This window comes from Roseobacter ponti (genome assembly GCF_012932215.1).
GTDB lineage: Bacteria > Pseudomonadota > Alphaproteobacteria > Rhodobacterales > Rhodobacteraceae > Roseobacter > Roseobacter ponti.
The window spans coordinates 1,797,611-1,821,740 of record NZ_CP048788.1 but is presented as its reverse complement, the minus strand read 5'-3'; the positions used below and the strand labels follow the sequence as shown (position 1 = coordinate 1,821,740).

Sequence of the window (24,130 nt, the reverse complement as noted above, 5' to 3'; positions counted from 1 at the left end):
GCGTATCACAGGTCGTGATTATTTGAAGCCGATTGTGACGTTTTTCTCGTCCTGGACTTCAATCATCCGGTATGTGCCGGCAGATTCGCCCGGGCCGATCAGCTCAACCGCTGAGGCACCGACATAATCGACGTCGCCGCCTTCACGGATGATATCGAGCGCTTTGGCAAGCTCACCGGGATAGATCTTTTCGCCGGGGGCGTTGGCCACATCGAGGATGTGCTTGCCATACTCTGCCGGATCCGTGCTGTCGGCTGCCTGCATCGCAAGCATGAAGAGCGCTGCGGCATCATAGCTCTCGGGCGTATAGGGCGAGGTCGCATCGAACGCGTCACCGGCCATTTCCTTGAGCTTTTCGATGCCTTCACCACCCGAACCCGCAATCTGGCCGTAAGAGCCGTTCAGAGCGGAGCCAACATTGGTCGGCAGGCTGTCCCCGATCATGCCACCCGGCAGACCGAAAGTATCGAACGCCCCCGTATCAAGGGCTGCGTTGATGATGCCAAGACCGCCCTGGTCAAGATATCCGGCCACAACGAGCAGATCACCACCGGCAGACGCCAGCGCGCCCATTTCAGCAGAGTAATCAGCTTTGCCGTCTTCATGGGCTGCGACGATGGTCACCTCGCCGCCTACGGCCTTGAAGTTGCTCTCGATCGCATCCGCGAGGCCCTTGCCATAGTCGTTGTTGGTATATGTCAGTGCGATGGATTCAACGCCACGCTCCTGCAGGATCTCGGCCATCACCTGGCCTTCACGCGCATCCGAAGGGGCGGTGCGGAAAAAGAGATCGTTATCCTCAACCGTGGAAAGACCCGGCGACGTCGCAGATGGTGAGATCATCACCATGCCATTGGGGATTGCCACGTTCTGCAGGATTGCACCGGTCACACCAGAGCAGTCGCCACCGATCAGCCCGTTGATGCCGTCGGCGATCAGACGTTCGGCGTTGGAGGTGGACAGACCGTTGTCGATACAGCCCGTATCGGCCCGCATCGGCGTGACGGTGGCCGCGTCCAGCAGTTTGCCGCTCTCGGTCACTTCGGTCATCGCAAGTTCGGCACCTGCGGCCATCGGACCTGTGAGCGATTCAATCGGGCCGGTGAAGCCGATCAGAATACCCAGTTTAACTTCCTTGGCGTGTCCGTCTGCAAAAGCAGAGGTTGCCACGAGTGCTGCGGCCGTGCTGGCCAGAAGCATCTTTTTCATTTGTTTTCTCCCGTGTTGGAACTTGACGTTCGCGCCCGAGATTATGCGGGCGATGCGAAAAACGAAAGAGGCATTTTCAAAGCGTACCGGAGGTTGCGCTGATCACAACTGTGCGTGCCAGGTGGCAATCGGCCCGGCGCTTTCTATGTCTCTCAGGAGCAACTGTGAAAAGGAGAACGGCCATGCCGGTCAGAGGCTGTCTGTCTGCCGCACTGGGTATCACGCTGAGCATCGCGGGATTGTTTGCATATCCAAAGGCGCCGTCTGCACAAAGCGCTGAGCCGCCACGTCTGACGATGATGGCTGAAGGTCTTGATACCCCCTGGGGGCTGGCTCTTTTGCCCGGCGGCGGTTTTCTGGTCACTGAAAAGGACGGCCGGCTGATGCATTTCGACGGCTCGGGCAATGCGGTGGAAGTCAGTGGTGTACCGCCTGTACGCGACAGCGGCCAGGGGGGGCTGCTGGATATTACGCCAGCGCGCGACTTTGCCACAACACGTGAGCTCTGGCTGACATATTCCAAACGCCAGCAGGGGGGCAGCGGAACAGCGCTTGCCGCAGCCCGGCTCTCAGACGACGGTCGCCGTCTGGAGCGCGTGCGACAGCTTTTTGAGGCCGCACCCGGTGGTTCGGGCGGCCGGCATTTCGGCAGCCGGGTGGTAGAGGCCACGGACGGCACGCTATTCGTGACCATCGGTGATCGGGGTGATCGGCCATCCGCTCAGGACCGCAACCTGCACAACGGCTCAGTCATCCGCATCAACCGCGATGGCAGCGTCCCGGCAGACAACCCCTTCATCGGCCAGGCAGGCATACAGCCTGAAATCTGGTCATATGGCCACCGCAACCCGCAGGGCGCGGGGCTGGATGCCGCCGGTACGCTATGGACCGCCGAGCATGGGGCAAAAGGCGGAGACGAGGTTAACCTGATCCGCAAAGGCGCGAATTTCGGCTGGCCGGTGATTTCATACGGGCGGCATTACTCCGGGGGCAAAATCGGAGAGGGGACGGCGAAAGAAGGCATGCAGCAGCCCGCATTTTACTGGGATCCGTCGATGGCACCCTCAGGGCTGCTGATTTACTCGGGGGATATGTTTCCCGACTGGCGCGGCGATATTTTTGTGGGGTCGCTGAAGTTCGACTATATCTCGCGGCTTGAAACCTCCGGAGATACGGCGCGCGAAGTGGCACAGATTAAATCGCCGGAAACCGGACGGGTCCGCGACATCATCCAGGCGCCGGACGGATCAATCTGGTTCATCGCGGCAGGCAACGGCGCCGTCTATCGCATGTCATCGGGCGCCGGGGGCTGAAGCCGGGGCAGGGCGAAATAAGACGTATCGCACCACTCGCTCTCTCCGTATAGGAAGTCTTTTTCGACCGTTTTCAGGTGGCGGAATCCCAGCCTGCGCAACAGCGCCACTGACGCGCGATTGCGCGGGTCGCATTCCGCGGTAAGCGCCGGCGCGTCTGCGAACTTTGCAAAACAGCGGGGGATCACCGCCTGCAGCGCTTCCGCCGCAAACCCCTTGCCCCAGTGGTCGGGATGCAGCAGATACCCGACCTCAGGCGCGCGCCAGCATCCGGCCTTGCCGATACAGCGGCCCTCATACTCCACCACATATTCATCCACATCCGGCGCATTGCACTGCATCATATGCGCCAGAAACCTGCGTGTTTCATCAACCGCAGTGTGCGGCGGTCGGCTCCAGTAGCGCATCACCCGCGCGTCAGTCATTATCTCATGGAAAGCATCAAGATCACCCGGCACCGCGCGTCTGAGCAGCAGCCGTTCCGTGCGGATCAAATCGTCAGGCGCGCCGCGTGGCTGCCCCTTTCGCGGTAGGGGGTCGTATCATAATGCGCCCGGTAGCATTTTGAGAAATGGCTGGGCGAGGCAAAGCCGCAGGCCAGCGCTACGTTGATCACGCTCATATCTGTCTGCATCAGCAGATTGCGTGCCTTCTGCAGGCGCAGTTCCATATAATAGCGCTTCGGACTGCGGTTGAGATACCGGCGGAACAGGCGTTCGAGCTGCCGCGTGCTCATGCCCACATCGCGTGCCAGAACCGAAGGGCTGATCGGCTCTTCGATATTGGCCTCCATCATCTGGATCACCTGGCTCAGCTTGGGGTGGCGCACGCCGATACGGGTGGGCACAGACAGCCGCTGTGTGTCCTGATCGGTGCGGATTGATGAGTAAATCAACTGGTCGGCGACCAGATTGGCAAGATCCTCGCCCTGCTGATCAGCGATGAGTTTCAGCATCAGATCAATCGAGGAGGTGCCGCCCGCCGTGGTCATCCGGTTCCCGTCGATGACAAAGACCGATTTGGTCAGTGTGACGTCCTCGAAATCCTCACCAAAGCTGTCCTGGTTCTCCCAGTGAATCGTGGCCTTTTTTCCGTCAAGCAGCCCTGCGCGTGCCAGCGTGTAGGCTGCCGTGCAGAGACCGCCCACCGTGACGCCCTTGCGGGCTTCGCGGCGCAGCCAGCCGAGAATGCGCTTGTTCGTGGCCGACTGCACATCAATGCCGCCGCAGATCATCACAATGTCATCGCGCTGCACGTCATCAAGATCGCCATCGAGCGTGAAGCCGCTGCCGGCGGAGCAGCTGATGATACCGCCACCTTCACCGATAATCTGCCAGGAATAGAGCTCCTTGGCGGCCATCCGGTTGGCAATCCGCAGACTTTCGACCGCCGCGGCAAAGGAAAGCAGCGTGAAATTCTCCAGAAGGACGAAAACAAACCGTTGCGGTTTGTCCGCTGTCAGTTCTGTGCGTGTGGCGGGCCGGAGTGCCGACATTGCTGCCTCTGAAATTTGGTGTCCCCTGCGCATCTGCGGACGTGCCGGAAAGGCGCATATATCACTTGGTCATGGGTGGAAAGCGACGTCAAGAGGACGAATTTGTGATATGGTCATGTCGCCTGGCCTTTTGTATAGAGAGCGCTGACATGTGAGCGCTCGCAGTGCGCGGGCCCCGGACCGGAGTAACGAAAATGACAGAATGGACAAAATCAAGCTGGCGCGCAAAACCGCGGATCCAGATGCCGGACTATCCGGATCAGGACGCTCTGCAGGCGGTTGAGGCCGAACTGTCACGCTTTCCGCTGCTCGTTTTCGCCGGGGAGGCCCGGCGTCTGAAGTCGCATCTGGCGGCTGCATCGCGCGGCGAGGCTTTCCTGCTTCAGGGCGGCGACTGCGCCGAAAGCTTTGATCAGTTCAGCTCGGATGCGATCCGCGACACCTTCAAGGTCATGCTGCAGATGGCCATCGTCCTGACCCACGGTGCCAAAGTGCCGGTGATCAAGGTAGGACGTATGGCCGGCCAGTTTGCCAAACCCCGGTCGGCACCGACAGAGACTGTCAGCGGTGTGGAACTGCCCAGCTACCGCGGTGACATCATCAATGAGCTGGATTTCAGCGAGGGTGCCCGCATCCCCGATCCCGCACGGATGATGCGCGCCTATACTCAGGCCGCCGCCACACTGAACCTGCTGCGCGCCTTTTCAACCGGCGGCTATGCGGATGTGCATCAGGTGCACGCATGGACGCTGGGCTTTACCGAAAGCGAAAAGGCAGAAGCCTATCGCGAGATTGCCAACCGGATTTCAGACACGCTTGATTTCATGTCGGCTGCCGGGGTCAACTCGGACACCGCGCATACGCTGCAGACCGTCGAATTCTACACCAGCCACGAATCGCTGCTGCTGGAATACGAAGAAGCGCTGACCCGCGTGGACAGCACCACCGGCAAATGGCTTGCAGGCTCCGGTCACATGATCTGGATCGGCGACCGCACGCGCCAGCCTGACGGCGCGCATGTTGAGTTTGCCTCCGGCGTACAGAACCCGATCGGTCTCAAGTGCGGCCCGTCGATGACTACCGAAGACCTTAAGGCGCTGATGGCGAAACTGAATCCGTCCAACGAAGCAGGCCGTCTGACGCTGATCGCGCGCTTTGGTGCAGGCTCGGTGGGTGAGCATCTGCCCCGCCTGATCCGCTGTGTCGAGCAAGAGGGTGCAAAAGTGACATGGGTCTGTGATCCGATGCACGGTAACACCATCAAATCGTCTTCCGGATATAAAACCCGGCCCTTCGATGCCGTGCTGCGCGAAGTGCGTGAATTCTTTGGCGTACACGCGGCCGAAGGCACTGTGCCGGGCGGTGTGCATTTTGAGATGACCGGGCAGGACGTGACCGAGTGCACCGGAGGTGTGCGGGCCGTCAGCGATGAAGACCTGTCAGATCGCTACCACACCGCCTGTGATCCGCGGCTCAACGCCAGCCAGTCACTGGAGCTGGCGTTTCTCGTTGCCGAAGAGCTGTCAAAACGGCGCGAAATGCATCGCGACCAGGCGGCAGGCTGACTTTCAGCCCCTGAAAGACAAAGCCCGCAACGCGTGTTGCGGGCTTTTTGCTGTCCGAAAAGCGCCAGATGCGCAGTATCAGGCGGGCGGTTTCAGCTTCTCCCAGAAGTCCGCTTCCACGTTCTCATGGGGGAAGGGCATGTCCGGCACATCCACCTCAAGAAAGGCACAGAGCGGCGCCCAGCCTTCGGCCACATCAAATATCAGCAACCGCTCGGGCGGTATCGCCGCGACCACTTCGTCGGTACGTTTGCGATAGGCTGCGATCTGCACTGCGTTGTCCATATGATCGCCGTCAAAGGTCTCGCCGATGATCTTGTCGCGCGCCATCGTCATCATGTCGCGGATATGCGGTGGCAGGGGCATCTGCTCAAACTCGTTCATCAGCGTGCCGATCGTCTTGCTGTAGCTGCGCGCCCAGCTTTCTTCGGGCCGGCGCGTGTGCACAACCTTTGCCTCCGGATAAATCTCGCTGAGCTCGCGCCAGATATGGGCGCCGGGCCAGTCAATCTGCGATGAGAATCCGTCAAAAACCGCGCCCCAGTCGACCGGCCTGCCGGCGGCGTATTCCGTCCATGGGGTCACTCTATCGGGTTCAGCGACAACTTCGTACATGTGATGACAGGGCCCGAAGCCCAGCTTTTCCAGCGCGTCTTTCACAGATTTTGTACCGGTGCGGCCAAATCCCGACCCGATGACTTTCAGACCCATAGTAATATTCCTTAACTGAATGCGCAGTATGTCCTGCGCCGCCAGCGTGTCACAAAAACGGTCCGCTGCAAAACAAAACCGCCCGGACGTTCTGCCCGGGCGGCGTTCCTGATCAAAGGAAATTCGTCTCAGTCGTCAGATTTCACCAGCCGCAGATAGGGTGCCTCTTTACGCGGTGTCTCGCTGCGAAAGCCCGGACGTTCGTCGGCAAATCCGGGCGGTGCGAGAACCGTCGCGGGGCGCGGCTCAGGCTTGCGCGAGCGCACCGGCGGTTCGCCGGGCATTTCTTCGGGGGCCGCGCCAGCACCGGCCACAACCGGTCGCAGGCTGGACCCTGTAACATCAAACCGGCGCGGACTGCGTCCGATCTCGCCGACAGCGATCAGGACCCCCAGCAGGCGGCTCACATCCCCCAGATCGCTTTTCAGCGGCATCAGCAGCATGCGGGCCTCCAGAGGCGGCATGCCCGCGCTTTCATCAGAGTGCAGTTGCAACGTGCAGGTGGCCGGTGTCTCGAAAACCTCTTCCAGCGTGTCGCTGACCTGGCGGCGCGATCCCGGAGTGATGAACGACGTCAGCGGCATACCGCGTACTTCCATGCCCATCAGGTCGCTCAGATGGCTGCCTGCGATGCGCAGCCGGGCAATACCGGGCGCGATCCGTTCCACGATGAACGAATACTCCAGCGCCTGTTCGATCCCGCGCGGATCAATCTCGGCCCGCGACGGCATCAGACGGGACCCCCGCAGGGCTTCCCAGTAGGCCTCGACCTGCGCCAGCGGCGAATAGCCGGAATGTGTTACATGTTGCGTCATACTTACCACATTGTGCGTGTTTTGCTCTGGTTTGTCCATCGCCTGCACCCTCATTACCGCGCCCGCCAGAGCATGCGCATCAACTTCACTTTCATGCCGGTGATACGCAGACAAAGAGCCCGCCGCCAGCCGGTACTGGTTACCAGAAGATTAATACCAACAATTTTCACAAAATGGCAGATTGTCTTGCGAAGTGGTTAACCGCGCGCCGGACAGGTTTCAGAGGCGGGCGGGGGTTGCGTGCGGGTCGTGTTTCACCCTAAGCCTCTGTCATCACTTTTCAGACAAAGGACTGCTGAATGATCCGCTCGATGACAGGCTATGCCTCCGCCACCGGCAGCCTGCCACCCTATACCTGGACATGGGAGCTGCGCTCGGTGAACGGCAAAGGGCAGGATCTGCGCCTGCGGGTGCCTGACTGGATCGACGGGCTGGAAGCTGCTCTGCGAAAAGAGCTTACCGCCGCCACCGCGCGCGGCAATATCACCCTGTCACTGCGGCTTGCGCGGGACGAGCAGGCCGGCAGCCTGCAGGTCAGCAACACACAGCTGACGGCTGTTCTGGATGCTATGGCCGAAATAGAAGCGCGCGCAATGGACGCGGGTGTCTCTCTGGCGCCCTCAAAGGCCTCGGATATCGCAGCCCTGCGGGGCGTTCTGGAACAGACCAGCAGCGATGATGACGTGGCCCCGCTTATGAAAGCGCTGACAGGCGAGGCCGAGGGACTGATCGCTGCCTTCAACACCATGCGCGGGAGCGAAGGCGCCGCTCTGGAGAAAGTTCTGACCGACCAGCTGGGGCAGGTGCGCCTGCTGACCGCTCAGGCCGCAGAGCTGGCACAGGCGCGCACGGATACCATGGCCGACACTCTCAGACGCAACCTCGCGCGGGTTCTTGAAAACAGCGAGGGTGCGGATGCGGATCGCGTGGCCCAGGAGCTCGCTCTCATCGCCGTCAAGGCGGATATCACCGAAGAGATCGACCGGCTGGCCGCCCATGTGGACGCCGCCCGCGATCTGATTGCCGAAGGCGGCCCGGTGGGTCGTAAGCTTGATTTCCTGATGCAGGAGTTCAACCGCGAAACAAACACCCTGTGCTCCAAAGCGCAGAGCACGGAACTCACCCGCTGCGGGCTCGCGCTCAAAGCGGTGATCGACCAGATGCGCGAACAGGTGCAGAATGTGGAGTAAGCGATGAGTGCGACGCGGCGCGGCCTTCTGATCATTCTCAGCTCGCCCTCGGGGGCCGGAAAATCGACGCTGGCACGCAGGCTGCGGGACTGGGATCCGGAGATTGCCTTTTCCGTCTCCGCCACCACCCGCGCGCCACGCCCGGGCGAAGAGGACGGTCGCGAATATCACTTCGTTGACGACAGCGCCTTCAAAGCCCAGGTCGCCGCAGAAGAGATGCTGGAACACGCCCATGTGTTCGGCAATTTCTACGGCTCGCCGCGCGCGCCTGTGCAAAAGGCCATCGACAGCGGTCGCGACGTGCTTTTCGATATTGACTGGCAGGGTGCCCAGCAGATCACCAACAGCGCTCTCAGTGCGCATACCCTGTCGATTTTTCTGCTGCCCCCTTCGATCACCGAACTGCGCAGCCGGCTGGAAAAACGCGGCCAGGACGATGCAGAGACCATCGCGCGGCGCATGGACAAAAGCTGGGACGAGATCAGCCACTGGGGCAGCTATGACTACGTGCTGGTCAACGACGATCTGGACGCCACCGAAGCGCAGCTCAAAACCATTATCTCGGCCACGCGCCTGCGCCGCAGCCAGCAACCCGGGCTCACCGATCACGTCCGGCATCTGCAATCAGAATTCGAGGATCTGACATGACACTTTTTGCACTGGGTGATGACGCGCCGGAGCTTCATCCCGATACCTGGGTCGCACATAATGCCAGTCTGATCGGCAAAGTGGTGCTGGAAGAGGGGGCGTCGGTGTGGTTCGGCGTTACGATCCGTGCTGATCACGAGGAGATCCGTGTGGGGCGCGGCTCGAACGTGCAGGAGAACTCGGTGTTCCACGTCGATGCAGGCTATCCGCTGACCATCGGCGAGAACTGCACCATCGGACACAAGGTCATGCTGCATGGCTGCACCATCGGGAACAACTCTCTCATCGGGATGGGGGCCACGGTGCTCAACGGGGCAAAGATCGGTGACAACTGCCTGATCGGTGCCGGCGCGCTGATCACGGAGAATAAAGTGATCCCCGACGGCAGCCTCGTTATGGGCGCCCCGGGCAAAGTGGTGCGGGAGCTGGATGCAGCCGCCATCGCCGGGCTCACCGCCTCTGCACAGCACTATCAGGACAATATGCGCCTCTTCCGCGAAAATCTGCGCCCGGTCGGTGACTGAGATGAAGAACGAGAAAGGTTCGATCGTCCGTCCCGACGCCCTGCCGGCTTCCGCGTCGCGTCCCGTGGTCACCCCGCTGAGCCCCTCCGTGGTCTATGCCTCGGAGACGCCCGACATGCTGGACCAGCAGTATGAGGGCGGGCTGCAGGGCTACACCTATTCGCGAGAAGGCCACCCCAACGCAGACGTCGCAGGCCGCCGCATCGACCGGATGGAGGGCGCGCCGCACCCCGGTGTGATGACCAGCTCCGGCATGGCCGCCGTTTCCGCCGTGCTGCTCGGCCTGACCAAAGCCGGCGATCACGTCATAGGTGGCAACCAGCTCTACGGACGATCACTGCGCATGATGGCCGAAGACCTGCCACGGCTGGGGGTTGAGACCTCAATGGCTGACCCCGGTGACATCGACGCCATGCGGGCAGCTCTGCGGCCCGAGACCCGGATCATTCTGGTAGAGGTTGTCTCCAACCCGACCCTGCGCGTCGCCGATATCCGCGCACTGGCAGAGCTCGCCCGGGAAAACGGCGTACTGCTGGTGGTGGATAACACCTTTACGACGCCGCGCGCCTTCCGGCCCTTTGAGTTCGGCGCGGATATCGTGCTGCATTCCGTGACCAAACTGCTGGCGGGCCATTCCGACGTGATGCTGGGCTGGGTCGCTGCCCGCGATGCGGCGCTCAACGACCGGCTGCGCGTCTTTACCGTCACGACCGGCATGACCGCGAGCCCCTTTGACTGCTGGCTCGCCGAACGCGGGATGCTCTCCTTTGATCTGCGCTTTGACCGCGCGCAGGCCACGGCGACCGCGCTGGCCGATCATCTGACAACGCTGAGGGGCGTGAAACGCGTGCTCTATCCCGGGCGCGCCGATCATCCTGACCGCGCCCTGCTCGACGAACTGCTGGGCGGGCGGTTCTGCAATATGGTCAGCTTTGAGCTCGACGGGGGCAGGGCAGAGGCCAATGCCTTTACCCGCGCCGCCGAGGGGCTGTCTTTTGCGCCCACACTCGGCGATGTGGGCACTACGATCTCGCACCCTGCCTCATCTTCGCACCGCGCACTTACAGCGGAAAAGCGCGCTGCCCTGGGCATGTCGGAAGGGTTCTTCCGCATCTCGGTGGGTCTCGAAGACCCCGATACATTGTGTCAGGTCTTTTCTGACGCTGTCGCGGCCGCCGGGGCGATCTGATCCGCAGGAGGCGGCGATGGACCAGACACTCACCGATGTGCTGAACGCCCTGCCCATGCCCGCACTTGCCATCGACAGCGGGGAACGGATCAGTGCCGCCAACGCCCAGGCGCGCACGCTGATCGGACAGGGGATCGGGGGGCGCAACTTTGTCACCATGCTGCGCCAGCCGCAGCTCATTCAGACCATCGAAGCAGTGCTGCGCGACAGCACGCCGCGGATGTCGGAATACCTTTCAAACGACGGGGTGCAGGACACGACCTTTCAGGTCTCCGCCCGGGTCGTTCCGGACCTTAATGTGGTGCTGCTGTGTTTTCTTGATATCACCCAGGTGCAGCAGGCCGGACAGATGCGCCGGGACTTCGTCGCCAATGTCAGCCATGAGCTGCGCACGCCGCTCACCGCTCTGACGGGCTTTATCGAAACGCTGCGCGGCGCGGCCCGCGATGATCCCGCCGCGCGTGACCGGTTTCTCGACATCATGGAGGGCGAGGCAGGGCGCATGAACCGGCTGGTGGGCGATCTGCTTTCGCTGAGCCGTGTGGAAGATGAAGAACGCGTCCGGCCCCGCGAAAAGGTGCTCATAGATGACATCCTGCTCTCGGTGATGCGCACGCTGACGCCGCTGGCACAGGAGATGGAAATTACGCTCAGGGAAAGCTTCAGCGACACCCCGACAGAGCTTGTTGGCGACGGCGATCAGCTGATGCAGGTCTTCACCAATCTTATCGAGAACGCCATCAAATACGGCCGCAAAGGCGGCACTGTCGAAATCCGCATCGGTCAGCCGGAACGCGACCCTGCGCTGCGTGCCATGGGGGTTCGGATCCACGTAACCGACGATGGACCGGGCATAGATGAAAAGCATCTTCCGCGACTTACCGAACGGTTTTACCGCGCCGACAATCACCGCAGCCGCGCGCTCGGCGGCACCGGTCTCGGGCTTGCGATCGTGAAACACATCATCAACCGCCACCGGGGCCGGTTGCGGGTGGAGAGTGAGCCGGGCAAAGGGTCGGTCTTCACGGTGGTGCTGCCCACCGGTGCCGGCTGAACCGCACCAGGCCATACTCCGGCGAGAACACAGAATCGCTGACAGCCCGAATGCCGTCATTCGGCACGTTTTGCGGACACAGTTCGCCGCGCATTCTCCCGTGCGTTGCAAAGCGTCCCCGTTGCCTGCGCGCCCGGCACGAAAATACCCTGGCCGACCGTTTCACAAAGCGCGGGCATCTTTACTTCAGGGCACGGCCAGTCGGTGCAGGTCCCTCAGAAACCCTGATTCAACCTACTGAAAACAGGGTTTTAATTCTATTTTCAGTCGGGAGCGGGAAGGCCTCGGCCGGGCTCTGAGTAAAAAAATCTCCTGCGAATTCAGGGCTGTCATAAAACTGTTACGCAACTGTCACAAAAGCATAGTTGAGCACGCGTAATCAGGCGGCGGGATCGCCACTGGGTGATCAGAACCGAAATTAAAAAATGACAGGAGATATCATGTCGTTCACAAAACTCACCACCTCCGCGCTGGCCATTGCCGCGGTCTCCGCGACGGCTGCCACCGCGCGCGATCAGGTACAGGTTGCCGGTTCTTCCACCGTGCTGCCCTATGCGTCGATCGTCGCCGAGGCTTTCGGCGAGAACTTTGACTTCCCGACACCGGTTGTGGAATCGGGCGGCTCCTCCGCCGGCCTCAAGCGCTTTTGCCAGGGCGTTGGCACCGAGCACACGGATATCGCGAACGCCTCCCGTGCGATCCGCGAAAAAGAAATCGCAGCCTGCGCCGAAAACGGTGTGACCGACATCATCGAAGTGCGCATCGGATACGACGGGATCGTCTTTGCCAGCCAGCTCAATGGCCCTGAGTACACCGCCTTCACCCCCTCCGACATTTTCAACGCGCTTGCCCCCAAAGTCATGGTCGACGGCGAGCTGAAAGATAACCCTTATACCATGTGGTCAGACTTTAACGCTGAGCTGCCGTCTGAGGAAATCCTTGCGTTCATCCCGGGCACCAAGCACGGCACACGCGAAGTTTTCGAAGAGAAAGTCGTCGCCGCTGGCTGTGAAGCCACAGGCGCGATGGAGGCCATGATTGCCGGCGGCATGAGCGAAGACGACGCCGAAGACGCCTGCCTTGCCGTGCGCGTTGACGGCCGTTCGGTGGACATTGACGGTGACTACACCGAGACACTGGCCTCCATTGACGCCAACGCCAATGCAATCGGTGTGTTTGGTCTGGCCTTCTATGAAAACAACACCGCAAGCCTGAAAGTTGCGACCATGTCGGGCGTTGAGCCAACAACCGAGACCATCTCGTCGGGCGAATACCCGGTATCGCGCCCGCTCTTTTTCTACATCAAGAAAGCACATATCGGCGTTATTCCCGGCCTGAAGGAATTTGCTGAGTTCTTTGTTGCTGACGAGATCGCAGGCCCCGACGGCCCGCTGGCCAACTATGGCCTCGTATCCGACCCCGAGCTTGCGGAAACCCAGGCCGCGGTGTCCGGCGAGCAGGTCATGGGCGGCGGCAGCTGATCGCTGACGCAGCAGGAAAGTAAAATCATTCATCGGGCGGCGGACAACGTCGCCCGATCGCGCATTTCTGAGAACAGAACCCTGCGCAGAGAATTACCGGGGGGCTTATGTCTGTAATCTGGCTGTCAGCGATCATTCTGACCATTTCACTGGGCGGGTTTATCCTTGGCCGCCGCCGCGCTCTGTCCAGTGCGGGCGGCAGCAGCAAAAAGCTGCATTCACTGCCGGTATATTACGGCTCCAATGCCTTTATGAAATCAGTGGTGCCGGCCTTTGGCATTCTGATCATCTGGATGCTGATTCAACCCTTTTACATCAACGGCCAGGTGGCACCGATGATCCCGCCGGGCGAGGTTGAAACTGACGTCAACACCGGCCTGCTGATGTCGGAAGTCCGCCGCACGGCAGAGGGTATCGACGAAGCGGTACGCTCCGGGATGCTCGACGAGGATTTCGCCGTCGATGCCAATGCCGATTTCACCGATATGACCGAACGTCTGAAAGACGCAGGCCAGATCGTGACGACGCAGTTCTCCGCGCCGGTGCTGCGGGCAGCCCAGGCCTACCGTCAGATGAGCGGTGTCTCCCGGACCATGATGACGATCGTGGTCATCGCGGTTGCGCTTGCCGGCGCCGCCTGGGGCATTAAGCAGAGCGATCGGGATTTCCGTGCCCGCAACGTTGTCGAACAGGGGGTACTGGCCATCCTGATAGCCGCGGCATCCGTGGCAATCCTGACCACCATCGGCATCATCCTGTCGCTGATTTTCAACACGATTGAATTCTTCAGGCTCTACCCGGCGGCTGATTTCTTTACCCTTCTTGAATGGGCGCCCAGCTTTTCGGGCCGCGGCGGGTCATCCAGCCTCGGGATTCTGCCACTGCTGTGGGGCACGATCTACATCTCGGTCATTGCACTTCTCGTGGCTGTTCCTATCGGCCTTTATTCGGCAGTGTATCTGTCTGAATACGCCTCCGCCCGGGTCCGGGGGATCGCCAAGCCGCTGCTGGAAATCCTCGCCGGTATACCGACCATCGTCTACGGGCTCTTTGCTCTGCTGACCATCGGCCCGCTCCTGATGAGCGTTTTCGGCGATGACGGCACGGGCTGGATGGGTGGCGGCCGCTCTGTCATGACCGCCGGCATCGCCATGGGCATCATGCTCATCCCTTTTGTGAGCTCGCTCTCAGACGATATCATCAACGCGGTGCCGCAATCCCTGCGGGACGGCTCTTACGGGCTGGGGGCCACGCGCTCGGAAACGATCCGCCAGGTGGTTCTGCCCGCGGCACTGCCCGGCATCGTGGGCGCCATCCTGCTGGCGGCCAGCCGCGCCATCGGCGAGACCATGATCGTGGTGCTGGGGGCAGGGGCGGCGGCCCGCCTGTCGCTGAACCCGTTTGAAGCGATGACGACCGTGACGGCCAAAATTGTCTCACAGCTGACCGGCGACAGCGATTTTGCCTCGCCGGAGGCGCTTGTGGCTTTTGCCCTCGGGATCACACTTTTCGTACTCACACTGGGGCTGAATGTCTTTGCCCTCTTCATCGTGCGCAAATACAGGGAGCAATACGAATGACCGACGCAAGCCTGCCGGCCCCCTCAGAGCGGCGCCAGCACACGTCTCTGATTGCCCCCGATGCGCGGACCCGAAAACGCAAAGCCGCCGAGGCGCGCTTTCGCATGTACGGCATCGCCGGGATCGCTACGGGTATCTTTTTCCTCATCGTTCTGCTGGTGTCGATCGTCTCCAGCGGGGCAGGGGCCTTTCAGCAGACTTTTATCAATGTGCCGGTCTATCTTGATCCTGCAAAGCTCGACAAAAACGGCAACCGCGATCCCGAAGAGATGAGTAAGGTCTCGACCTTTGGCTATTCGCCGCTCATCCAGAACGCGCTGCTGAGCCTCGTCAACGAACAATCCATCGAAACGCCACTGAAAAAGGGCGGCGATATGAAAGCGCTCATCTCCGCCTCCGCCGCAGCCCAGGTGCGCGATGTGGTTCTGGCCAATCCGGATCTGGTTGGTGAAACCATTGATTTCCGTATTCTGGCGTCGAGCCGGGTGGACGGCTACCTCAAAGACCGCGTGCAGCGCGAAGATGTGGCACGAGACAAGAACATTGATGCCGAACACCTCGATCTGGTGGATGCGCTGGTGCCTGCCGGGGTGGTGGAAAAGACCTTCAACATGGCTTTTATTACCGGTGCGGACGCCTCCGAGAGCCGGGCTGAATCAGCAGGCATAGGCGTGGCGATGATCGGATCTTTCTTCATGATGCTGGTCGTGCTGGTGCTCTCGCTGCCCATCGGGGTAGCTGCCTCGATCTACCTTGAGGAATTTGCACCGAAAAACCGCATCACAGATATCATCGAAGTAAACATTGCCAATCTGGCGGCGGTGCCGTCTATCGTCTTTGGTATCCTCGGCCTCGCCGTGTTCATCCAGTTCATGCACCTGCCTCAATCCGCCCCGCTGGTGGGTGGTCTGGTGCTGACCCTGATGACGCTGCCGACGATCATCATCTCGACCCGCGCGTCACTGAAGGCGGTCCCGCCTTCCATCCGGGATGCGGCACTGGGCGTCGGCGCTTCAAAAATGCAGGCGGTTTTTCACCACGTCCTGCCGCTTGCGGCACCGGGCATTCTGACCGGCACCATTATCGGTCTGGCCCAGGCCCTGGGCGAGACTGCACCGCTTTTGCTGATCGGCATGGTCGGATTTATCGCCTCCAACGCGCCTGACGGGCTGGCCAGCGGCCTGCTGGACCCGAACTCGGCCATGCCTGCACAGATTTACGAATGGGCCAAACGCGCAGACCCGGCCTTTTATGAACGCGCCTGGGGTGGCATCATCATCCTGCTCGTGTTCCTGATCACCATGAACACCATCGCCGTCATCCTGCGGCGCCGGTTTGAGCGCCGCTGGTAAGACAGGAGAGCACCGATATGAACGATATGAGAATACTGGAGAGAGACGTGGACGCCAATGAGATCAAAATCGCCGCACGGGGTGTTCAGGTCTGGTACGGCGACAATCACGCGATCAAAGATGTGGATGTCGATATCCAGGACCGGACCGTCACGGCTTTTATCGGGCCCTCGGGCTGCGGTAAATCCACCTTTCTGCGCTGTCTGAACCGCATGAACGACACAATTGATGTCGCCCGCGTCGAGGGTGACATCCGCATTGACGGCGAAGACATCTATGACGCGCGCGTGGACCCGGTACAGCTGCGCGCCAAAGTGGGCATGGTGTTCCAGAAGCCCAACCCGTTTCCGAAATCGATCTATGACAACGTGGCTTACGGGCCGCGCATCCACGGCATGGCCTCAGGCAAGGCCGAGCTTGACGGGATCGTGGAACAGGCCCTGAAACGTGCTGCGATCTGGGAAGAGGTGAAAGACCGGCTCACCGCCCCGGGCACCGGCCTTTCCGGCGGTCAGCAGCAACGCCTTTGCATCGCACGCGCGGTGGCCACCGAACCCGAGGTGCTGCTGATGGACGAGCCCTGCTCGGCGCTTGACCCGATTGCCACAGCGCAGGTCGAAGAACTCATCGACGAGCTGCGTCGCAATTACTCGGTCGTGATCGTGACCCACTCCATGCAGCAGGCCGCACGTGTGAGCCAGAAAACCGCGTTTTTTCACCTCGGCAACCTCGTCGAATACGGCGAGACAGGTCACATCTTCACCAACCCCGAAGACCCGCGCACTGAAAGCTACATCACCGGACGGATTGGATAAAATGATGCATGAACAGCATATTGCCTCTGCTTTTGACCGCGATCTCGAAGGGATCCAGGCGCAGATCATGAAAATGGGCGGGCTTGTCGAGGCCGCGATCCGTGAAAGCGCGCTGTCGCTGGACACCCGCGATGAAGAGCTGGCAGAAAAGGTGCGCGCCGCCGACAAGGCCATTGACGCGCTCGAAGAGCTGATCAACGAGGAAGCCGCTCGCGTGATTGCCCTGCGCGCGCCCACTGCGGGCGACCTGCGACTTGTGCTTACTGTAATCAAGATCAGTGCCAATCTTGAGCGCATCGGCGATTACGGGAAAAACATGGCCAAGCGAACGAGCGTTCTGTCACAGATGGCGCCCGTGAGCGACAGCACCGGCGCACTGCGGCGTATGGCGCGCGAAGTTGAGCTGATGCTCAAAGACGCGCTGGATGCCTATGTGCAGCGCGACCCGGAACTCGCAACCAGCGTGATCATGCGCGATGAGGACGTGGATCAGATGTACAATGCGCTCTTCCGCGAATTCCTGACCTTTATGATGGAAGACCCCCGCAATATCTCGGCCTGTATGCATCTGCACTTCATCGCCAAGAACGTTGAACGCATGGGCGATCATGTGACGTCGATTGCCGAACAGGTCGTCTATCTGGTGACAGGAGAACATCCTGAAGAAGCGCGCCCAAAGGCCGACAAAACGTCATATGCAGCTGAGAGATAAGACCATGTCTGTCGATCAACCAAGAGTTCTGATCGTAGAGGATGAGCCGGCGCAGCGGGAGGTGCTCGCCTATAACCTCGAGGCCGAAGGCTTTGCCGTCAGCCGCGCCGGGGACGGCGAAGAGGCGCTGATGCTGATTGATGAGCAGGCGCCCGACGTGATCGTGCTGGACTGGATGATGCCGAACCTTTCGGGCATTGAGGTTTGCCGGCGGCTCAAAATCAAACCCGAAACACGAAGCATACCGGTGATCATGCTTTCCGCGCGGTCCGAAGAAGTCGACCGGGTGAGGGGCCTTGAGACCGGGGCCGACGATTATGTGATCAAACCCTATTCGGTGATCGAACTGATGGCACGGGTGCGCGGACAGCTGCGCCGCGTACGCCCTGCGGCCACGGGCGAGCGGCTTGAGTTTGAGGATATCGTGCTCGATGCCACCAGCCACAGGGTCAGCCGGGGAGAGACCGAACTGCGTCTGGGTCCGACCGAATTTCGCCTGCTCTCGACCTTTATGGAAAAGCCCGGCCGCGTCTTTTCACGCGAACAGCTGCTCGACCGTGTCTGGGGCCGCGACATCTATGTCGACACCCGTACCGTCGATGTCCATATCGGACGGCTCAGGAAAGCGCTGACGCAGCACGGTGGCGCGGATCCCCTGCGCACGGTGCGTGGTGCGGGATACGCCCTGGGGTAGCTCAGGCCGCTCTGCGCAGGCCCAGGATTTTCCGCGCCTCAGCCGGTGTGGCAACAGGCCGCCCGTACTTTTCACAAAGCGCCGCCGCGCGGCGAATAAGGGCTGCATTTGACGGCGCAAGGTGATCGCGGTCCAGCCGCACATTGTCCTCAAGGCCGGCCCGCGTGTGACCGCCCGCCGCGATCGCCCATTCATTGACCTCGATCTGCGCAGGCCCGATGCCCGCCGCACACCAGGCCGCGCCCGGTGCTCGTTTGCGCAGCGTCGATACATAGAAATCAAAGATCTCGCGGTCCGCCGGCATCGCGTTCTTCACCCCCATCACAAACTGTACATAGAGCCGTCCATATAGTGCGCCTTCTTTATGCAGCCGGATCGCGTGCAGCACATGGCTGAGATCAAAGGCCTCAATCTCCGGCACAACCTCATAGGTCCGCATCTCGCCCGAAAGCCAGGCCACAAGATCCGGCGGGTTCTCGTAAACCCGCGTCGGAAAGTTGTTTGACCCCACCGACAGCGACGCCATGTCCGGGCGCAAAGGCAGCATGCCGCCGCGTTCTTTACCTGCACCTGACCGGCCACCCGTCGAAAACTGAATGATCATCCCGGGGCAGTGCTTTTCGACGCCTTCTTTCAGGGCCGCGAACTTATCCGGGTCGGAGGAGGGCGTCTCATCGGCGTTACGCACATGCGCATGACAGATCGATGCACCGGCCTCAAAGGCCTCATGGGTGCTTTCCACCTGTTCGGAAATGGTCACCGGAACTGCCGGATTGGCCGCCTTGGTCGGAACACTGCCGGTAATGGCAACGCAGAGAATACAGGGATCAGACATCGGTATTACCTCTTCCTTAGGGTCTTGGCTAAAACGCGACCGGGGTCAGCCGTCATGCGCCTCACATGGTTTCGCGGGCGATGGGCCGCCCTTTCGGTCAGGCCTGAACAGGCCCTGCGCGGTACATTCATTCCGCGTCATCCATCGCAGCATAGGTTTCTTTCGCCAGTTTCAGCGCATGATTGGCGCGCGGCACGCCGGCATAAATTGCCACATGCTGAAGGGTTTCAACGATATCACGCTCGCTCGCGCCGGTATTCCGGGTGGCCCTGATATGCATCGGGATTTCATCAAAATTACCAGTCGCGGCGAGCAGCGCCAGGGTCAGCATCGACCGCTCGCGCCGTGAAATCCCGTCAGAGGCCCAGACGGTGCCCCAGGCGGCCTCTGTGATCAGGCTCTGAAAATCCGTGTCGAGCGAGGTCTTTGACGCCTCCGCCCGGTCCACGTGTGCATCGCCTAGAACCTCACGCCGCACCTGCATGCCGCGGTCGTAGCGGTCTGATCGTGCCATCGCTGCCTCCCCTGTTGCGGGCAATCTTAATGACAGGTACCCGCCGCGCCAAGCTGCGAATGCAACGAGGCTGGCGGAGACGTCTGGTGCGGCCCCGAGCACTGCACGCAGGACATGCCGGCCCTGTCCCGCGCAGATCCAGAAAACACTTGAAAGACAGCGCTCAGGCGCGTTTAAGCCACGCAGGACAGGGTTCTGTCCCGCAGGAACAGAACGAACTGAGTTAATGATGCGCGCACAAAACCTCGCCCCGATCCCTGAGCTATATGTCTCTTACGATTCCGCCCAGAAGATGAAGGCGGAGGCCGGTGATCTGGTCAGCCACGATCTCAGCCCGCGGCAGATCTGTGATCTGGAGCTGTTGATGAACGGCGGCTTCAACCCGCTGCGGGGATTTTTGTCGGAGGAAGATTACCACAGCGTGGTCGAGACCATGCGCCTGGCTGACGGAACACTCTGGCCCATGCCGGTCACACTCGATGTGTCGGAGAAGTTCGCCGACAGCATCGAGATCGGCCAGGACATCGCGCTCAGAGATCAGGAGGGCGTAATCCTCGCCACCATGAACGTGACCGACCGCTGGACACCCGACAAGGCACGCGAAGCGGAAAAGGTTTTCGGCGCTGATGACAGCGCCCACCCGGCGGTGAATTACCTGCATGGGTCTGCCGGCAAGGTGTACCTCGGCGGTCCGGTGACGGGCATACAGCAGCCGGTGCATTACGATTTCCGCGCCCGCCGCGACACTCCCAACGAGCTGCGCGCGTATTTTCGCAAAGTCGGCTGGCGCAAAATCGTGGCCTTCCAGACCCGCAATCCGCTGCACCGCGCGCATCAGGAACTCACCTTCCGCGCCGCCCGCGAGGCCCAGGCCAACCTGCTCATTCACCCTGTCGTTGGCATGACCAAACCGGGCGATGTGGATCATTTCACACGCGTGCGCTGCTATGAGGCGGTGCTCGACAAATACCCCGCCGCGACCACCTCGATGAGCCTGCTGAACCTTGCCATGCGCATGGCCGGCCCGCGCGAGGCAGTCTGGCACGGGCTCATTCGCAAAAACCACGGCTGCACGCATTTCATCGTGGGCCGCGATCACGCGGGCCCGGGCAAGAACTCAAAAGGTGAGGACTTTTACGGCCCCTACGATGCGCAGGACCTCTTCCGCGAGCACCAGGAAGAAATGGGCATCGAAATGGTCGATTTCAAACACATGGTGTGGGTGCAGGAACGCGCGCAGTACGAGCCCATGGATGAGATCAAAGACAAGGACGATGTGACGATCCTGAACATCTCCGGCACCGAGCTGCGCCGGCGTCTGCAGGAAGGTCTGGAGATCCCCGAGTGGTTCTCCTTTCCCGAAGTTGTCAAAGAGCTGCGCCGCACCCGGCCGCCGCGCAGCCAGCAGGGCTTTACGGTCTTCATGACGGGGTTTTCCGGCTCGGGCAAATCCACCATCGCCAACGCGTTGATGGTCAAGCTGATGGAGATGGGCGGGCGTCCGGTGACGCTGCTGGATGGCGATATCGTGCGTAAAAACCTCAGCTCCGAGCTGGGGTTTTCCAAAGAGCACCGCGATCTGAACATCCGCCGCATCGGCTATGTCGCGAGCGAGATCACCAAGAACGGCGGCATTGCGATCTGTGCGCCGATCGCACCCTATGCAACGACGCGGCGCGCCGTGCGCGAGGATGTCGAAGCCTTTGGTGCCTTTGTCGAAGTGCATGTGGCGACCTCGATCGAGGAGTGCGAACGCCGCGACCGCAAGGGGCTCTATAAGCTCGCGCGCGAGGGTAAGATCAAAGAGTTCACCGGCATATCAGACCCTTACGATGTGCCTGAAAGCCCGGAACTGCGGGTCGAGACCGAGAATGTCGAGGTGGATAACTGCGCCCACCAGGTGCTGCTGAAGCTGGAGTCCATGGGGCTGATTTCCAGCTCCAGCGCATTCTGACCGAACATCCGTCGTAAGGCGCGGTCCGGGCGGGGGGCAGGGGCACATGCAATTGTGATCCCCGCCACCCTTACTATTCGGCGCGATGAGTGCTTTGCTGCGCGCGATCCGGGGACCCGCCACTTCATTCACCGTCCCGGCAGCAGAGCAGGGGACAGCCATGACCGATGAAAATCTCGACTGGATCAGCGTCGGTCGGACAGATGATCTTCCGAGAGGCCGCGTGAAAACAGTGACCGCGCGCACGACCTCCATCTGCCTTGTGCATTTTGACGGTCAGTGGTCTGCAATGAACAACCATTGCCCGCACCAGCGTGGCCCGCTGGGCGAGGGATCCATCGAGAAAGGTGTCGATGGCAAATGCTGGATCCGGTGCCCCTGGCACGGATGGGATTTCGATCCGCTGACCGGCAAACCACCGGGCGGGCATGAAGACTCCGGACAGCAGATGTATCCGGTCGACATCCGGGACGGCGAGATTTTCATAGGGATCGCACCGGAGCCGCCGCATGAAACCACCGTCACCGATGTCATGGTCGACACTCTGAGCAACTGGGGCATCCAGTCGGTTTTCGGCATGGTCGGGCATTCAAATCTGGGCCTTGCAGACGCGATCCGGCGCGCAGTGGTCGATGGCCGAATGCGCTTTTTCGGCATCCGTCACGAAGGTGCGGCGGCCTTTGCCGCCTCGGCTTACGGCAAGCTTACGGGGACACCTGCGGCCTGTCTGACCATTGCAGGGCCAGGAGCCACGAACCTTCTGACCGGTCTCTGGGACGCCAAAGTCGATCGCGCGCCGGTGATTGCACTCACCGGACAGGTACAGACCCAGGTGATGGGGCCTGGGGCATTTCAGGACATTGACCTCCTCTCCGCATTTGCTGCCGTGACGCGCTTTTCTCAACCGGTGCTGGGCAGCTCAAACCATGCAGAGCTTGCGTCTCTGGCCTGTAAAACCGCAATTGTTGAACAGGATGTGGCGCATCTGATTTTTCCCGATGATGTGCAGACGATCCTTTCTGATCAGAAGGCAGGCGCACCCGATGGCCGGATGAGCAGCGCGCCGGTTATTCCCGCCGCCAGTGAAATCGACAAAGCCGCCGGGATGATCCTCGGTGCGCGCCGGCCGATCATCGTGGCAGGTCATGGCGCGATCCACATGCGCGACCAGATTGCAGCTCTGGCAGAGCGCCTGGATGCGCCTGTGCTCACCACCTTCAAGGCGAAGGGACTGATCCCTGACAGCCATCCCAATGCCGCCGGGGTTCTCGGGCGCTCCGGCACGCCGGTGGCCAGCTGGTTCATGAACGAAGCGGATCTGATCATCGCGCTCGGCACAAGTTTTTCCAATCACACCGGCATTGAACGCGGAAAAACCATCATCCATGTCGATCATGAACGCATGCAGCTTGGCAAATTTCATCCCGTAGCGCTGCCCGTATGGGGCGATATCGCAGCCTTCTGCGACGCTCTCGCGGCGCGCGACTGCAAAAGCCCGGACGCTGGCAACCAGATCCCGGAACTCGCAGAGCGACGCGAAATCTGGAAGCGCGAGAAAAACACGCGTCTGGCGGAGAACACCGGCCACGGCATTCATTCGCTTGCCATCTTCGAGGCGCTCGGCCGACTGGTGCCGGACGACACGATTTTTGCCGTAGATGTGGGCAACAACACTTATTCCTTCGGACGATATCTGGAAACAAAAGGCAGCCAGAGGGTGCTGATGTCCGGATATCTGGGCTCCATCGGATTCGGATTTCCGGCAGCCATGGGCGCCTGGGCTGCAACGCAGGACAAAGAAGATCTGAAGGGCCGGAAGATCGTCGCAATCTCCGGTGATGGTGGTTTTGGCCAGTACCCGATGGAATTCACGACGGCCGTAAAGTACGGCATGGACATCACACATATTCTTTTACACAACGGCGAGCTTGGCAAAATCTCCAAAGAGCAGCGCTCGGGCGAGTGGCCGGTCTGGGAGACCGATCTGCAGAACCCGGGCTTTGCTGCGTTCGCGCGGCTTTGTGGTGGTCACGGGGTAAAAGTCACGGATGCGGCTGACATTGATACTGCGATCCACGAAGCGCTGGAACATCCGGGACCGGCATTAGTGGAGTTCATGACTGACGCTGAGCTTGTGTAAGGCATCAGGCGCGCTTCGTAGTCAGTGGACATTGAGAAATTGCCGCAAACTTTTGTTTTAAGGCCTTAATGTACGCATTTCGGTGTGAAATTAATTTTACATAATACTGATTATACATTTTATTTATATGCCTGTAAGCCGTCTCATCCATACACATGCAGCACCCCTCCCGGTTTGAGCGGCACATCAACGGGTTCGCATGTAGCACCTCTATGCCGACGCATCAGGCGTCCCGGGACGGCGCGCGCCTTTGTAGCTGAGAAACCTCACCGGTCTTTGCGCATGCGCGCTGCCACTGGACAGATGCCCCGGGCTGCGTCTATCGAAGGATCAGACAACG

The 24,130-nt window shown here is 60.7% G+C and carries 22 protein-coding genes; 15 read left to right on the top strand and 7 right to left on the bottom strand.

The annotated features are described in order from the left end of the window. Nucleotides 1-18 precede the first annotated feature (18 nt). A complete protein-coding gene (locus G3256_RS08725) occupies nt 19-1,209 on the bottom strand; it encodes an ABC transporter substrate-binding protein (RefSeq protein WP_169640450.1) in 1,191 nt (396 codons plus the stop codon). A gap of 182 nt (nt 1,210-1,391) precedes the next feature. Between G3256_RS08725 and G3256_RS08720 the strand changes: the two genes are divergently transcribed. Continuing rightward, nucleotides 1,392-2,522: a PQQ-dependent sugar dehydrogenase gene (locus G3256_RS08720; RefSeq protein ID WP_169640449.1), complete on the top strand. Its 1,131-nt coding sequence runs from the start codon at nt 1,392-1,394 to the stop codon at nt 2,520-2,522. Here G3256_RS08720 and G3256_RS08715 read toward each other — a convergent pair. Next, nucleotides 2,492-3,016: a GNAT family N-acetyltransferase gene (locus G3256_RS08715; protein WP_169640448.1), complete on the bottom strand. Its 525-nt coding sequence runs from the start codon at nt 3,014-3,016 to the stop codon at nt 2,492-2,494. The genes G3256_RS08720 and G3256_RS08715 overlap by 31 nt on opposite strands. Further along, the gene (locus G3256_RS08710; RefSeq protein ID WP_169640447.1) at nt 3,013-4,017 is read right to left on the bottom strand and encodes a GlxA family transcriptional regulator; all 1,005 of its coding nucleotides are present in this window, start codon (nt 4,015-4,017) and stop codon (nt 3,013-3,015) included. The genes G3256_RS08715 and G3256_RS08710 overlap by 4 nt, the downstream gene beginning before the upstream one ends. A 194-nt stretch (nt 4,018-4,211) precedes the next feature. Between G3256_RS08710 and G3256_RS08705 the strand changes: the two genes are divergently transcribed. After that, complete coding sequence (locus G3256_RS08705; RefSeq protein WP_169640446.1) at nt 4,212-5,582, top strand: class II 3-deoxy-7-phosphoheptulonate synthase; 1,371 nt, start codon at nt 4,212-4,214, stop codon at nt 5,580-5,582. Nucleotides 5,583-5,660: 78 nt separating this feature from the next. On the opposite strand, the gene G3256_RS08700 is transcribed toward G3256_RS08705, so the two are convergent. Then, nucleotides 5,661-6,293, bottom strand: a complete 633-nt coding sequence (locus G3256_RS08700; protein ID WP_169640445.1) for a sulfotransferase family protein — start codon at nt 6,291-6,293, stop codon at nt 5,661-5,663. Between the two features lie 128 nt (nt 6,294-6,421). Continuing rightward, entirely contained in the window at nt 6,422-7,108 is a 687-nt protein-coding gene (locus tag G3256_RS08695) for a PAS domain-containing protein (protein ID WP_246227861.1), read from the bottom strand. A gap of 299 nt (nt 7,109-7,407) precedes the next feature. Between G3256_RS08695 and G3256_RS08690 the strand changes: the two genes are divergently transcribed. The 11 genes from G3256_RS08690 to phoB all read left to right on the top strand — a co-directional run bounded on the left by G3256_RS08690 (nt 7,408) and on the right by phoB (nt 18,347). Next, nucleotides 7,408-8,298, top strand: a complete 891-nt coding sequence (locus tag G3256_RS08690) for a YicC/YloC family endoribonuclease (RefSeq protein WP_169640443.1) — start codon at nt 7,408-7,410, stop codon at nt 8,296-8,298. A 3-nt stretch (nt 8,299-8,301) separates the two neighbouring features. Further along, nucleotides 8,302-8,946, top strand: coding sequence for a guanylate kinase (gene gmk / locus G3256_RS08685; RefSeq protein ID WP_169640442.1), 645 nt, complete (start codon nt 8,302-8,304; stop codon nt 8,944-8,946). Further along, nucleotides 8,943-9,470: a gamma carbonic anhydrase family protein gene (locus G3256_RS08680; protein WP_169640441.1), complete on the top strand. Its 528-nt coding sequence runs from the start codon at nt 8,943-8,945 to the stop codon at nt 9,468-9,470. The genes gmk and G3256_RS08680 overlap by 4 nt, the downstream gene beginning before the upstream one ends. 1 nt (nt 9,471) lies before the next feature. Further along, nucleotides 9,472-10,659, top strand: a complete 1,188-nt coding sequence (locus tag G3256_RS08675; RefSeq protein ID WP_169640440.1) for a trans-sulfuration enzyme family protein — start codon at nt 9,472-9,474, stop codon at nt 10,657-10,659. 16 nt (nt 10,660-10,675) lie between these two features. Next, the gene (locus G3256_RS08670; protein ID WP_169640439.1) at nt 10,676-11,713 is read left to right on the top strand and encodes an ATP-binding protein; all 1,038 of its coding nucleotides are present in this window, start codon (nt 10,676-10,678) and stop codon (nt 11,711-11,713) included. 440 nt (nt 11,714-12,153) lie between these two features. Next, the gene (locus G3256_RS08665; protein ID WP_169640438.1) at nt 12,154-13,194 is read left to right on the top strand and encodes a substrate-binding domain-containing protein; all 1,041 of its coding nucleotides are present in this window, start codon (nt 12,154-12,156) and stop codon (nt 13,192-13,194) included. A gap of 107 nt (nt 13,195-13,301) precedes the next feature. Continuing rightward, complete coding sequence (pstC, locus tag G3256_RS08660) at nt 13,302-14,774, top strand: phosphate ABC transporter permease subunit PstC (protein ID WP_169640437.1); 1,473 nt, start codon at nt 13,302-13,304, stop codon at nt 14,772-14,774. Continuing rightward, nucleotides 14,771-16,126, top strand: coding sequence for a phosphate ABC transporter permease PstA (pstA, locus tag G3256_RS08655; RefSeq protein ID WP_169640436.1), 1,356 nt, complete (start codon nt 14,771-14,773; stop codon nt 16,124-16,126). Before pstC ends, pstA begins: the two co-directional genes overlap by 4 nt. Before the next feature lie 17 nt (nt 16,127-16,143). Further along, nucleotides 16,144-16,941: a phosphate ABC transporter ATP-binding protein PstB gene (gene pstB / locus G3256_RS08650; RefSeq protein ID WP_169640435.1), complete on the top strand. Its 798-nt coding sequence runs from the start codon at nt 16,144-16,146 to the stop codon at nt 16,939-16,941. Between the two features lie 4 nt (nt 16,942-16,945). Further along, a complete protein-coding gene (gene phoU, locus G3256_RS08645; RefSeq protein WP_169642379.1) occupies nt 16,946-17,653 on the top strand; it encodes a phosphate signaling complex protein PhoU in 708 nt (235 codons plus the stop codon). A gap of 4 nt (nt 17,654-17,657) precedes the next feature. Continuing rightward, nucleotides 17,658-18,347, top strand: a complete 690-nt coding sequence (gene phoB, locus G3256_RS08640) for a phosphate regulon transcriptional regulator PhoB (RefSeq protein ID WP_169640434.1) — start codon at nt 17,658-17,660, stop codon at nt 18,345-18,347. 1 nt (nt 18,348) lies between these two features. Here the strand turns inward: phoB and G3256_RS08635 are convergent, their stop codons facing one another. Together G3256_RS08635 and pcaC are read right to left on the bottom strand one after the other, a co-directional pair. Beyond that, nucleotides 18,349-19,182: a 3-oxoadipate:acetyl-CoA acetyltransferase gene (locus G3256_RS08635; protein ID WP_169640433.1), complete on the bottom strand. Its 834-nt coding sequence runs from the start codon at nt 19,180-19,182 to the stop codon at nt 18,349-18,351. Between the two features lie 127 nt (nt 19,183-19,309). Next, the gene (gene pcaC / locus G3256_RS08630; protein ID WP_169640432.1) at nt 19,310-19,696 is read right to left on the bottom strand and encodes a 4-carboxymuconolactone decarboxylase; all 387 of its coding nucleotides are present in this window, start codon (nt 19,694-19,696) and stop codon (nt 19,310-19,312) included. 229 nt (nt 19,697-19,925) lie between these two features. Between pcaC and G3256_RS08625 the strand changes: the two genes are divergently transcribed. Continuing rightward, a complete protein-coding gene (locus G3256_RS08625; protein WP_169642378.1) occupies nt 19,926-21,650 on the top strand; it encodes a bifunctional sulfate adenylyltransferase/adenylylsulfate kinase in 1,725 nt (574 codons plus the stop codon). A gap of 160 nt (nt 21,651-21,810) precedes the next feature. Further along, nucleotides 21,811-23,790: a thiamine pyrophosphate-binding protein gene (locus G3256_RS08620; RefSeq protein WP_169640431.1), complete on the top strand. Its 1,980-nt coding sequence runs from the start codon at nt 21,811-21,813 to the stop codon at nt 23,788-23,790. Nucleotides 23,791-24,130 lie beyond the last annotated feature (340 nt).